Genomic DNA, 13,167 nt, shown 5'->3' with positions numbered 1-13,167 from the left:
TTCCCCCCCCCCTAAACCAACAGACTATATGGGTCTTCTAAGGATTCCTTTACTTCTGTTAAGAATGCTGCAGCTGGTGCCCCATCGATTGCACGGTGGTCAAAAGATAGGCTTAGAACCATCATTGGACGAACTTCTACTGAACCATCGACCACTACTGGCTTTTCTACGATTCTACCAACACCCAAAATAGCTGTTTCAGGTGGATTGATAATTGGCGTAAAACCATCAATTGCATACATTCCTAAGTTACTAATTGTAAAGGTGCTACCTTTCATTTCATTAGGAGTTAACTTGTTATCTCTAGCTTTTGCTCCTAATGTTTTACTTACTTCTGTAAGCTCAGCTAATCCTTTTTGGTTTGCCTTTTCTACAGAAGGAACGATCAATCCATTCTCAACTGCAACCGCTAAACCAATGTTAACATCATTGTTGTATACGATTTCGTCTTCAACTAACGAAGCATTTACTTTCGGATGGTTACCAAGTACATGAGCAACAGTCTTCATTATGATTTCTGTGTAAGACAAACGGTATCCAGTTTGACCTTCAATAACAGGTAACAATGCTTTACGTACTTCAATAACTTTCGTCATATCAACGTCACTTGTAAGCGTAACATGTGGTATGGTACGAACACTTTCCACCATCTTATCCGCAACTGCTTTTCGTAAACCTTTTAGTTTCACTCGTTCACCGGTAGCTGGAGCAACCGAACTTGATGCTGCCTTCTGAGACTCTATAAATGCTAGGACATCCGCTTTTTCGATCTTACCTCGTGATCCGCTTCCAGTAACCTGACTTAAATCAACATCATATTCCTTCGCTATTTTCTCAGCAAGTGGTGTCACTATAACTTTATTTCTATCAATGTACATAACAACATCCTGCTCGTGCACTCTACCTCTTGGACCAGAGCCAGACACTAGACTTAAAGATACATCGTTTTCTCGAGCTACACGTCTAGCAGCAGGAGTTGCACGAACTTTTCCGCCATTTTCATCAGCTACTTCTTCAACTAAGGAAGTATCATTCGATGAATCCGTAATAACATTAACAGAAGGCTCAGCACTTTCATCTTCCTCTGCTTTCTCCCCAGCAACTTCAGGCGGTGTATTTGGTACTTCTTCACCAACCTCACCAATATATCCGACAACTGCATTTACAGGTGCCTCGTCATCTACATCATAGTATCGTTTAAGTAAAATCCCTTCTTCATAGGATTCCACTTCGATATTTATTTTGTCAGTCATAATTTCGAAAAGTGGTTCACCAACTTCAACGGAATCACCTTCTTCTTTGAACCATTGAAGCACGGTACCAACCTGCATCGTACTACTTAGTTTCGGCATAAAAACTTCTTTTGCCATGATGATCCCCCCTTATGCCTTATTTAATGTTTCTTTAATAGCCTTGATAATATCTGGTACTTGTGGAGCATGTGCTTTTTCAAGTTCTGGATGGTAAGGTACTGGAGATGGTGCACCACCTAGACGTTTAATAGGTGCATCTAAATAATCAAATGCTTCACTTTCTGCAATCATGCTCGCGATTTCTCCGCCATATCCACCACGTTTAACCGCTTCATGAACAACAACAACACGTCCGGTTTTAGATACAGACTTTACAATAGTTTCTTCATCTAAAGGTACAAGTGTACGAGGGTCAATAACCTCTATACTGATTCCTTCCTTTTCAAGCTCAGCAGCTGCTTCTAGTGCACGGTGTACCATAATTGCAGTTGCAACTACTGTTACATCTGTACCTTTACGCTTCACATCTGCTTGACCTAATGGAATACTATACTGCTCTTCTGGCACATCTGAAGAAGTTTTGTATAATAACTTATGCTCATAGAAAATTACTGGGTTATCATCATCCATTGCAGCTTTAAGCAAACCTTTTGCGTCGTACGCAGTAGAAGGCTGAATCACTTTAAGTCCAGGAATATGAGTTACCCAGGCTTCTAAACTTTGGGAGTGCTGTGCAGCAGCACCAGTACCTGATCCACTTGGAGTACGAACAACCATTGGAACTTTCCCTTTCCCCCCATACATATAACGGATCTTAGCTGCTTGATTTACGATCTGATCTAAGGCGATAGTAATGAAATCAGAGAACTGTAATTCCAGGATAGGCCGCATACCAGTTAGAGCAGAACCAACTGCTGCACCAGCAATACCAGCTTCACTAATTGGTGTATTACGAACACGCTCCGGACCAAATTCCTCAATCATCCCACGAGTCACACCAAACGCTCCACCATAAACACCAATATCTTCTCCTAAAATAAATACGTCATCATTTTTACGCATTTCTTGACTCATTGCTTCACGTACTGCTTCTAAATAAGTAATCTCTCTCATCATGAACCCCTCCTATGCATAAACGTCAGTTAGTAAGTCATCTAATGTTGGCATTGGACTTTCTTCTGCAAATTTAACTGCGTCTTCGATTTCTTTCTTTGCTGCTAAACGAATTTCTTCTGCTTTTTCTTCTGTTAAAAGCCCTGATTCTACTAATTGCGATTTGAAACGTTTGATTGGGTCTTTTGCACGCCACTCTTTTTCTTCTTCACGAGTTCGATATTTCTTCGCATCACTCTTTGAATGTCCTTTCCAACGATAGGTTTTAGCTTCGATTAATGTTGGACCTTCACCTTTACGAGCACGCTCAACCGCCTCATCTGTCACATTCATCATTTCTACGATATCGTTACCATCAGCCACCACTCCAGGTATTCCATAAGCTTGTGCGCGAGTTGCGATATCTTCTACATTCACCATATCCTTTACCGGACCGGACATTCCGTATTGATTATTTTCACAAACGAAGACCACTGGTAAATCCCAAATAGATGCTAGGTTTACTGCTTCATGGAAGCTTCCTTCGTTTGTTGCACCATCACCAAAGAAACAAACCGTTACGTATTTTTGTTTTTTCATTTGTGCAGTTAAAGCTGAACCTACTGCTAAAGGAATTCCACCTGCTACAATTCCGTTTGCTCCAAGGTTCCCCATGTCAACATCCGCGATATGCATAGATCCGCCTTTCCCCTTACAATAACCAGTTGTACGACCGAAAAGTTCTGCCATCATCTTGTCAGCAGTTGCACCTTTTGCAATACAATGTCCGTGTCCACGGTGTGTACTTGTAATTTTATCCTCAACATCTAGTAACGCACATACACCAGATGCACTTGCTTCTTGACCTACTGCTAAATGAGTTGTACCATGAATCATACCTTTTGCGAAAAATTCATCAACCTTTTCATCAAAATATCTAATTAGCCACATTTCTTTGTATAAATCTACTAATTTATCATCCGTTATTTTAATTGGGACATTCATTTTTTTCATTTTTTTACATCTCCCTTTAAATTCGTTCTATATGATTACATTTGCAATAATCTAACGTAGAAGTATGTTTTGCGTAAACAAAGCCCCCAACACTGATTTATTTGGAAGTGTGGAGGCGATCTTTATTCCTTAAAATTCTCTATCTTGCATTGCTCGTAATTTCCAAATAGTAGATTCTTTTGTTTGTTCTACATCAGCGTAAGAGATCACTTCACCTTTTTTAATTGACTTTTTCATTACAACATTATGGTCAACTAAACCTAGAGGTAATGCGTTTTGTTCTCTTGCTACAGTTGCTTTTAGAAGCTTACCATATACTGTAAATCCACCAATACTATCTAGATTCTCACCAACTTCCAGGTCTCTCTTAGCAACTGCAACAGTTTCTCCTTGTAAGCCACAGTATGGCGCGATTGTTGCTTCGTTATCTAGATATGCTTTCGCAATAGATAGTGGAGTTTCCAAGCTAGTTAAGTGATATGGACGATATAACACATAGTTTGGGCCATTTCCCATACTTAAGTATTTCATTTCCGCATTTACCTCTTCTTTATCAGAAGCAATTATTGCGAATACACCAGGTGCAACTCCATTAACGAAATCCACAATTTTTCTACCGTTCAACTGTCCACCTTTTTCTTTTTCAATGAAGATTCCAGGTAGTTCTTTTACTGTACCTTCAAAACCGTGCATTCCTGGTTGATCTGGTAAAAATCCAGTAGCATTAGCTACAGCGTTCATCTCCACCATTGTTTTCGTACCATCTTGGAAAGAAGCTAGCATTTTTGGCGCTGAACCTTTTCTTTTTGCTTCCTCTGCAGCTGAATCTGGATTAGCTTCTAGATTAAGTGGGTTATTTTTCCCTTTACCTAATGCAACTACTTCGAATCCCATTGCATCTGCAAAGTCATATAATTCCATAATTGCTCCAGGCTCATCACCAGCAGAACCAGTATAAACAACACCACTTGCATTTGCCATTTTGTAAAGTAATGGACCAACTGTTACGTCTGCTTCAACGTTTAACATAACAATATGTTTATTGTTTAGGATCGAATCCCAGGCAATTTCAGCACCTATATTTGGTACACCTGTTGCATCTACAACTACATCAACCTCAGGTAATGATGTAACTAATTTAGAGTCTGTAGTAGCAACTACATTGTTATTTCGAACTGCTCTAGAAGCTGCCTCTCTATCATTTGTCTCCACGATATCAGATGGATTTATTGCAGCATGTTTATAAGCATTAGTAATATTGTCAACGACTAAATCAGCAGTAATGACAACACGCATTCCTTTCATGCTTTCAATTTGGGAGATCATCCCTCTTCCCATTTGTCCAGCACCAACTAAACCAACTTTAATGTACGAACCTTCTTTTTCTAATCTAGCTAGTTTTCTATTGATATTTAGCATTTTCTCCACTCCCTAGTTGTTTTATATAAATTATCCTCTGTGAAAGGTAATAACTGAATTTGTTTTAATTTCTGGTATCGCTTTCTTTTCTAAGCAAATAGTACCTGGTAATTCAGAATGCTTTTCCCCATCAAAATTGAATGTTGCATGCCCAAGTTCACCTAGCGTTTCATTTGCTTTTTCACCGACAAACAATATTTCAAATGAATGACCATCAATTTCTAATTTGTCGCCAACTTTGATTTCATCAGTGATGTTACTAGCATCGTGTACTACTGCAATCCCTTTAAGATCTGCAGGAACTGTATCGTTAAATAAAATCATCATACCTTCGTCTAACATTAGTGATGCTTCTTCCCCTACTTCAACTACATTTAATTCTATAAATATATTACTCATATATATCGCTCCCTCGTAATTAATCCTGGCTTTGTAAAGCCTAATTTTCTCCTTTATATTTAAGTAGTATATTAATTTTTAAATAAAAAAATTACAAATGTAACGACTAGTTACATTTGTAATTGTAAAACGATTTCACTGAATAGTCAATGAAAAAGAATTTTATTTTTTAGAATACGTACATTATGCTCGAGGCGCAGTTCAATACATTTTAAACTTCGCTCGGGGACAAGAAATATTCCTCATTCATACATCAGTCACAGAAAATGTGGATACATTTTTACTATGCTCCTCCGCCTCGTGCATCAAGATCTTTCTATGTTTGTAAACATTTGAATACCTTTCCTAACGTCACAGTATGTCGTTGAATAACAATCTATTAACCTACTAGCTATATAATCCGAAGCTTGCAAAGTATGCGATTACCACTGCTATTGGACCAGTGATTAGCCTAGAGAATAATACGGCTGGTACACCAACTTCAACTGTTTCAGGTTCTGCTTCTCCAAGTGTTAAACCAACTGGTACGAAGTCAGTACCTACTTGTGGGTTGATTGCGAATAATGCCGGTAATGCCATTTGTGGCGGGATATTACCGTTTGCAATTTCTACCCCAATTAACACACCAACTACCTGCGCAATAACTGCACCAGGAGCAAGCAATGGTGAAATAACTGGAATTGCTGCAACTAGGGATAGAATCAACATACCTATTAAACTAGTTGCCATTGGTGCAACTAGTTCAGCTATAAAGTCACCAATACCAGTAAATGTAATGATACCCATTAACGCACTTACAAATGCCATGAATGGTAAAATATTCTTGATAACTGTTTCAATGGTATCTCGTCCAGATTGGAAGAAGATACTTACCACGTTACCGACCTTATTTCCTAGTACTTCTATGAAACGCATGATTGGATTTTTCTTTTTTCCATTTTCATTTGCAGACTTTTGCTCAGTAACTTTTGCTTTCGCTTCTTCTTTTAATTGCTTTGCAACATTTTTATCTAAACGGTCATGTTCTTCAAGCGATTCTTCAACTGCTGCTGCACTTGCTTCTTCTGCATCAAGTTCTTCAAATTGACTTGCACTTTCAACACCTGATACAAAGTTTCCTTCATTAATAAATTTCAGTAATGGTCCAGATGGTGAGTTACTAAACGTGTTTATAGTTTTAACACCCATTCTTGGATAAACACCACTACGTGCAGTACCACCACAATTAATAACTGCAGCAGCAATTTGTTCTTTGGGAACAGATTTTTCAAAACCGTCAATAGCAATTCCACCAGTACGGTCTGCTAGTTCCTGTGCTACCCTGTGAATTCCTCCACCAGTTACTGAAATAATATATTTTTGTTCATCAGTAGGTTTTATAACTAACGGTCCACCCCAACCAGAAGGACCTTTATTTACTCTGACAGCTTTATATTCGCTCATGTGTACGCCTCCCTTTAATTTCTAAACGATTATGCTACATTTTTTGCTCTTGCTTTTAGCATGCGATCAGTGATGATTTCAGTTACTAATCCTCTTATTAACATTACTACGATACCAACTAGTAGAAATCGAAGTGCCAATGGTCCAAGTGATAACCCTAGTTCTGTAATACCTGCAGCAACCCCCATATAAACGAATAACTCTGCAGGGTTCGCATGTGGAAATAATCCTGTAATTGGATGTACAAATGATACAGCAGAATCATAGAATGCAGGTTTTTGTTTTTCTGGTAAGAAACGACCAAATGTATAACACATTGGGTTTGTTAAGAAAAATACTGCTAAAAACGGGAACACTGTATAACGCAAAATGAAATACTTTGTACATTTTTGTGCAAAACGATTAACTCGTTCTTCTCCAATAAATTTAATTAGTGCATTTACTGCAGTGATTAAGACAACAAGCATCGGAATGATACCAGTTACTAATCCCATAAATGTGTCTCCGCCTTCTTGGAACATACCGATAAAGCCTTCAGCTACTGAAATTAAGAAATCCATTCTTCATTCCCCTTTCTTTTTTTACAATATCTAGTTCTAGTGTCCATAAAATATCAAGTCTTCCCTCTTCACCGTACCTTTCTAAACTGACACTTGAGCTTTTTCTTTGTTAAGTTCTTTTTCAATCATTTGAATTGCACCATATAAAGCGTTCTTTTCTTTATTACTTAAAAATTCAGAATTTTTACTTTCCAATAAGTTTTTCCCTATTAACTCTCTGCGATCTTTAAATCTAGCAAAAACCGTAATACCTTTCATAACTTTTGCTTCAACTATTTGCAACTGTTCATCACATACTAGTAAAACAAGCGCTCCAGTACCTAAGGTTTTTTTATAATATCCAGTCCCTAAATATCCAGACTCCCTTTTAGTAAACTCTCTAATATGTGAACGATAGTGTTTCACCTGTAATTGAGTCATTAGAAACTGTAATCCCCAGATTAAAGCAAAAATTAATATAAAATTCCCCCACACTGTTTTACCCCCCTTTTTTTACAATAGTAATTATTTATTACCTTTGTAAAAATATGATAAAGCGCTTTCAAGTTATTGTCAATGTTTTTTATATATTTAATTATTTAAATTTGTAAGTGCTATAGCTGTACTATCGTCTAACACCACTGTAGTTACGTACTCTCGCTTTAAGGCTACATGTAATGCTTGCACTTTATGCGCTCCACTTACAATCGCTATTACCTCTGGGATATCCTTCATATCTTGTAAATTGATACCAATTGTTCTCTCGTTTAACGAATGTATTACTGCCTCTCCATTTTGATCATAAAAGTTAGAGTTTATATCGCCTATTGCCCCTGACTCTAGTAAACTTTGCTGATCACTTTCACTTAAATACCCCATTTCTGTAAGTGTAGAACCAACGTTAGGATTCCCTACACCAACAATAGCTAAATCTACCTGTTTTCCTTTCGTTAATACGTCACACACATCCTTAGAATGGATGATATGATTTCTGAGATCTTCATTTTCTACCATTGCTGGTGCATATAGATAAGCAGAAGTCGTGTTTAGTTTTTGCGCCATTTGGAAGGTAAGATGATTGGAATGATAATGAACGTATTCTTGGCCCATCCCGCCAATTAATGGTGTTAAATGTATATGCTTCTTTTCTTGAAATTTAATTGCCTCCACAACAGCATGAACGGATTTCCCCCATGAAATTCCAACAGATTCAATCTGGTCAAGCTTTTTAGTGATATAATCAGCAGCCGCTTTTCCTAGTTTACGAATAACCATTTCTGGACCACTATTTGAAGTAGATACTACAATTGCTTCTTTTAATCCATACTCTTTTTCTATCATTCTTTCTAATTGAACGGTATGAACGGAACCATCTTTTATATAAATCTCTACTATCTTCTTTTCCTTTGCCTGCTTTAGTAATTTGGAAATGATCGGCCTAGATTTATTCACTTTTTTCGCAATTTCTGTCTGTGTCCATCCCTCGAAATAATATAGTTTTGCAACCTTTAGGAGTAAACGACGTTCATCTAAATCCATTCTTTCTCCCCCTTTACATATGTAACAGATAGATAACATATTAACATAAATTCTTCAAATTGAAATCGTTTACAAATTATTTTTGTAAAAAATTTCATTATAATTTTGTTTTCTTACTCAACTAATAATTATAATGCTTATAATGAAAACCCTTTATTGACGAAAAAAATTACAAAAGATATACTTTAAATGATATATTACATTTGATCTTATGTTGAACGTTTGTATAAAATCTCGTAAAGGAGGATATCAGGATGACTAGTAATACTTCTTTTTCAACGTTAAATCGTCAGCAAACCATCAAACAAATGGAACAAGAAAATTTTGATCTCATCGTAATTGGTGGCGGAATTACTGGTAGTGGAATTGCATTAGATGCAATAACAAGAGGATTAAAGGTCGCTTTAGTTGAACGACATGACTTTGCTTCTGGTACAAGTAGCCGATCAGGTAAGTTAATTCATGGTGGACTTAAATACTTACAAAACTTTGACTTTCCAGTAGTAAAAGAAACTGGTTCAGAGCGTGAAATTGTTTATAATAATGCCCTACATTTAGTCTATCCAATCAAAATGAATTTTCCTTTAATTAAAAAGGAATCTTATAATCTAGTAACACTAAAAGCTGGGCTCACGCTCTATGATCGACTAGCAGGTGTTAAAAAGGAAGAACGTCATACAATTTATAATAAGAAGAGAACATTGCAAAATGAACCATTATTCAATGAAAAAACAGTCAAAGGTAGTGGTGAATATGTGGAATACCGAACGGATGATAGTCGATTAACCATGGAGGTTGCCAAAACTGCTGCAGAAAAAGGTGCTGTTGTCCTTAACTATGCAGAAATGACTGAGTTTTTAAAAGACGAAAACAATAAGGTAAAAGGGATCGTAGTGAAAGACCATGTTAAAGGAAATATCTTTACAGCTTATGCTAAACATATTATTAATGCTGCAGGTCCATGGGTAGATGTTGTTCGGAGGAAAGATCGTCCCGTTTCAGGGAAATACATGATCCTTGCCAAGGGAATCCACATTGTGTTTGACCATAACTCACTACCAGTCAAATCTTCTATCTACTTTCAACATAAAGGCAGAATGATAGCTGTCATTCCAGTTGGAAATCGCACATATGTTGGATCTACGGAATCACGTTATTACGGAGATATGGATGATATTCATGTGAAACTATCTGAAGTACATTATTTACTTGGTTGTTTAAAAGATATGTTCCCATCCCTAGACCTTAGTGTTGATGATGTTGTTTCTAGTTGGGCTGGCATTCGTCCTTTAATTGGTGAGGATGGAAATAATCCATCAGAGTTATCACGTCATGATGAGATTTTCGAATCTGATAGTGGGTTAGTAACGATAGCTGGTGGAAAACTGACAGGATATCGTAAAATGGCTGAGCGCGTTCTACAATACATTGAGAAAAAAGAAAGCAGGTTAATCCAACCTACGAAAACCGATAAAATAAAATTATCTGGCTCTCAATTTAACCATGCAGGCGAGATGAATTCCTATGCAAATCGTATTCACGGTTACTATCAGGAACTCGATTTAACAGAAGAAGAAGTAAATAATTATGTAATGCGTTACGGATCAAATACAGGTAAAGTCCTGCAAACCATAGCTTCTTATCGCCCAGATATGGAAAAAAAGCAACGAAACATCTTAGGTGAATTAAAATACACGGTAGAACACGAAATGGTTTCAACTCTATCTGACTTTTATGATCGTAGAACTAGCTATCTATTATTTGATTTGGAAAAAGTGAAACGTACATTAGATATTGTGTCAAGTGAGGCATCCTCTTTATTGAATTGGAATAACGTGCAAAAAGAAGAAGAGAAACGAAAAATGCATTATCTAATTAAAAAAGCGTTGAATTTTAAATCAGAATAGGAGGAGAAGGTATGCATGTTGTTGCACTAACAGGTAAGGAAACTTTGGAATACCAAGAACGAAAATATCCCACTATTTCTGAGCATGAAGTGCTGTTGAAGATATATGCTACAGGGGTTTGTGGCTCCGATCTACGTATCTATCAAAATAGCGATAAACGAATCGATTATCCAAGAGTAACTGGACACGAAATCGCTGGTGAGATTGTTGAAACGGGATCTCACGTGAAACGATTTAACAAAGGGGACCGGGTAACGCTTTGGGCTCACATCCCTTGTGGAGTTTGCTTATATTGTCAAAAAAACGAGGGACATTTGTGTGTCAAAGGAGAGTCCATTGGATACCAGGTGGATGGTGGTTTTGCAGAATTTGTGGTCCTTCCTAGAGAGTTTGTAGAGTATGGTTCCATTCTTAAAATTTCTGACAATACCTCATACGAACTAGCAAGTTTATCCGAACCTTTTGCGTGTGTGTTAAATGGGTTACGTGAAGTTGAGATCAATGCAGGTGATACAGTCGTAGTTTATGGTGCAGGTGCGATAGGTTGCATGTACATGGCAGCAGCAAAGCGAATGGGAGCAGCAAAAGTAATCGCCATTCAACGCTCTAAGCCCAGACAACAATTGGCATTAGATATTGGTGCTGATATAGTGATTGATCCAAGTAATTCAGATACATTTACAAAGGTTAAGGCTGAAACGAATGGCTTGGGAGCAGATGTGGTTATTGTCACTGCTCCTTCTGCAGAGGTTCAAAAGGAAGCACTGGAACTTGCAAGAACTGGTGGCCGTGTCCTTTATTTTGCTGGGATTAAACATCTAGACGAGATACCTATTAATACGAATCACTTTATTTATAAACATTTGAAGGTAGTTGGAACACATGGGGCACCGAGGGATTTACATGTAGAATCCGTGAAATGGATTGATGAAGGACTAATTGATTTTTCATTTTTTGTTACCCATACCTTCCCTTTGAAGGATACAGAAAAAGCATTTCAAACTGCACTCCGTAAAGAAGGGTTGAAGTGTGTGGTTAAACCTTGTGAATAAGAATAAAGGGAATACATTCTAGTTTTTTACTATTGTATTCCCCTATGTTTCTTGTCAACTTTATAAATGTATCACATCAAAAATAAGTGTTACTGATCCCTATCTGGGAATCTTCTTAAGCACAAAATAATTACGATCATTCATCGTTACTTGACTGTCACAGTACCTTTTATTTATGATCTCGTTATGATGGTCTACTATGAATGTAAATATTATTTATAAGTTATGACTATCTGCTAATTCTTGAGCTGTACGATCATCAGTAATTAATACATCAAGATAACCACCTTGAAGTGCGGCTTCAATACTTTCTAGCTTGTAAGAGCCTTCTACAATTCCAACAACTTCAGGGATCTTTTTTATATCATCTAAGTTTAATCCAATAACTCGCTGATTTAAAGGATGGTCTAATTCCTTTCCAACTGCATCATAGAAACGAGAGCTTATATCTCCTACTGCACCAGCCTTACGTAATGACGCAAGGTCATCTGGACCAAGATAACCGATCTTCTCCATCGTTGCCCCTTTAAATGGATTTCCAATACTAACTACTGCCATATCGACATTCTTACCTTCTTCCAAAACATGGGCAATATCTTTGGAACTAACGAGCCGTTCTTTTAAATCATTTGACTCTACCATCGCTGGAGCGTAGAGGTAAGAACAAGTAGTATTCATCTTCTGTGCTAAGTTAAAAGCAAGTTGATTGGAATGAAGATGAACATATTCACTCCCCATTCCACCTACTATCGGAACAATATGGACATCTTCTTTGTGTTCATATGGGTACTCTGCCACTAAAGATAGAAGTGTTGTTCCCCATGATATTCCTAAGCTTTTTACTTCCTTAGTATGATTAGCTATATACGAAGCACCTGTTTTACCAAGCTGACGCTTAGCCATTTCCGGTGCAAAACCGGCAGTTGATACAACAATTACTTCCTTTAATCCAAATTTCTTAATTATTTTCTGTTCTAATTCCACCGTATGGAATGTTTCATCTTTAATGTATATCTCGACTATGCCTTCTTTTTTAGCTGTATTCAGTAGCTTAGAAATCACCGGACGTGAGACATTATTTCTTGCGGCAATCTCTGCTTGTGTCCAACCTTCAAAATAATACAACATAGCGACTTTAACCATTAGTCGTCGATCTTCCCAACTTAACATATAATCGCTCATTTCCATTTAAACTAATATCTACCCCAAGAATAAAACGATTCCATAGTACTGTCAAGAAAATTCCCGGTGCCTGTCACTCCTCGAATTTTGTCGAATACCTTAGTTCTTAATACGTAATATTCAAACTATTAATCCTATTATTTCGACACTTATCTAGTAGATTCCTTTAAAATACTAGGATTTTTACTAGAATTAACTACCTAATTCATGAGGTAAAAAGCACCATGAATCTATTTTTTTATGAGTAAAATATAGTAATTTACATAATATTAAATCAGTTCTAAATAATCATGTAATACAAACTATTTTATTCTATAATGAATTCAAT

The 13,167-nt window shown here is 37.0% G+C and carries 12 protein-coding genes; 2 read left to right on the top strand and 10 right to left on the bottom strand.

Annotated features, from left to right (window positions below; all coding sequences use genetic code 11):
• Nucleotides 1-11: 11 nt before the first annotated feature.
• From GMD78_RS04395 to GMD78_RS04355, 9 genes are all read right to left on the bottom strand, one after another.
• Nucleotides 12-1,370, bottom strand: a complete 1,359-nt coding sequence (locus GMD78_RS04395; protein WP_155667483.1) for a dihydrolipoamide acetyltransferase family protein — start codon at nucleotides 1,368-1,370, stop codon at nucleotides 12-14.
• Between the two features lie 12 nt (nucleotides 1,371-1,382).
• Nucleotides 1,383-2,366 carry an alpha-ketoacid dehydrogenase subunit beta gene (locus GMD78_RS04390; RefSeq protein ID WP_155667482.1) on the bottom strand — a complete coding sequence of 328 codons (984 nt, stop codon included), beginning with the start codon at nucleotides 2,364-2,366 and terminating at the stop codon, nucleotides 1,383-1,385.
• 12 nt (nucleotides 2,367-2,378) lie between these two features.
• Nucleotides 2,379-3,359 (bottom strand): thiamine pyrophosphate-dependent dehydrogenase E1 component subunit alpha, encoded by a 981-nt coding sequence (locus tag GMD78_RS04385; protein WP_155667481.1) that lies wholly within the window; start codon nucleotides 3,357-3,359, stop codon nucleotides 2,379-2,381.
• Nucleotides 3,360-3,488: 129 nt separating this feature from the next.
• A complete protein-coding gene (locus tag GMD78_RS04380; RefSeq protein ID WP_155667480.1) occupies nucleotides 3,489-4,778 on the bottom strand; it encodes an NAD(P)H-dependent oxidoreductase in 1,290 nt (429 codons plus the stop codon).
• A 30-nt stretch (nucleotides 4,779-4,808) separates the two neighbouring features.
• Nucleotides 4,809-5,177, bottom strand: a complete 369-nt coding sequence (locus GMD78_RS04375) for a PTS glucitol/sorbitol transporter subunit IIA (RefSeq protein WP_155667478.1) — start codon at nucleotides 5,175-5,177, stop codon at nucleotides 4,809-4,811.
• Nucleotides 5,178-5,564: 387 nt separating this feature from the next.
• Nucleotides 5,565-6,620 carry a PTS glucitol/sorbitol transporter subunit IIB gene (gene srlE / locus GMD78_RS04370; RefSeq protein WP_155667476.1) on the bottom strand — a complete coding sequence of 352 codons (1,056 nt, stop codon included), beginning with the start codon at nucleotides 6,618-6,620 and terminating at the stop codon, nucleotides 5,565-5,567.
• A gap of 29 nt (nucleotides 6,621-6,649) precedes the next feature.
• Nucleotides 6,650-7,180, bottom strand: coding sequence for a PTS glucitol/sorbitol transporter subunit IIC (srlA, locus tag GMD78_RS04365; protein WP_155667474.1), 531 nt, complete (start codon nucleotides 7,178-7,180; stop codon nucleotides 6,650-6,652).
• Nucleotides 7,181-7,261: 81 nt separating this feature from the next.
• On the bottom strand, nucleotides 7,262-7,654 hold the full coding sequence (locus GMD78_RS04360; protein WP_155667472.1) for a transcriptional regulator GutM: 393 nt from the start codon (nucleotides 7,652-7,654) through the stop codon (nucleotides 7,262-7,264).
• A 96-nt stretch (nucleotides 7,655-7,750) separates the two neighbouring features.
• Nucleotides 7,751-8,698 (bottom strand): sugar-binding transcriptional regulator, encoded by a 948-nt coding sequence (locus tag GMD78_RS04355; protein WP_155667470.1) that lies wholly within the window; start codon nucleotides 8,696-8,698, stop codon nucleotides 7,751-7,753.
• Nucleotides 8,699-8,952: 254 nt separating this feature from the next.
• On the opposite strand from GMD78_RS04355, the gene GMD78_RS04350 reads away from it, so the two are divergent.
• Together GMD78_RS04350 and GMD78_RS04345 are read left to right on the top strand one after the other, a co-directional pair.
• Nucleotides 8,953-10,605, top strand: coding sequence for a glycerol-3-phosphate dehydrogenase/oxidase (locus tag GMD78_RS04350; RefSeq protein WP_155667468.1), 1,653 nt, complete (start codon nucleotides 8,953-8,955; stop codon nucleotides 10,603-10,605).
• Nucleotides 10,606-10,616: 11 nt separating this feature from the next.
• A complete protein-coding gene (locus tag GMD78_RS04345; protein ID WP_155667466.1) occupies nucleotides 10,617-11,657 on the top strand; it encodes an alcohol dehydrogenase catalytic domain-containing protein in 1,041 nt (346 codons plus the stop codon).
• A 216-nt stretch (nucleotides 11,658-11,873) separates the two neighbouring features.
• On the opposite strand, the gene GMD78_RS04340 is transcribed toward GMD78_RS04345, so the two are convergent.
• Nucleotides 11,874-12,845, bottom strand: a complete 972-nt coding sequence (locus tag GMD78_RS04340; protein ID WP_246187555.1) for a sugar-binding transcriptional regulator — start codon at nucleotides 12,843-12,845, stop codon at nucleotides 11,874-11,876.
• Nucleotides 12,846-13,167: the final 322 nt, after the last annotated feature.

The sequence above is a fragment of the Ornithinibacillus caprae genome (assembly GCF_009728145.1).
GTDB classification, from domain to species: domain Bacteria; phylum Bacillota; class Bacilli; order Bacillales; family Amphibacillaceae; genus Ornithinibacillus; species Ornithinibacillus caprae.
Note: the sequence above shows the minus strand (reverse complement) of the source record. Positions and strands in the feature narration are given on the sequence as shown.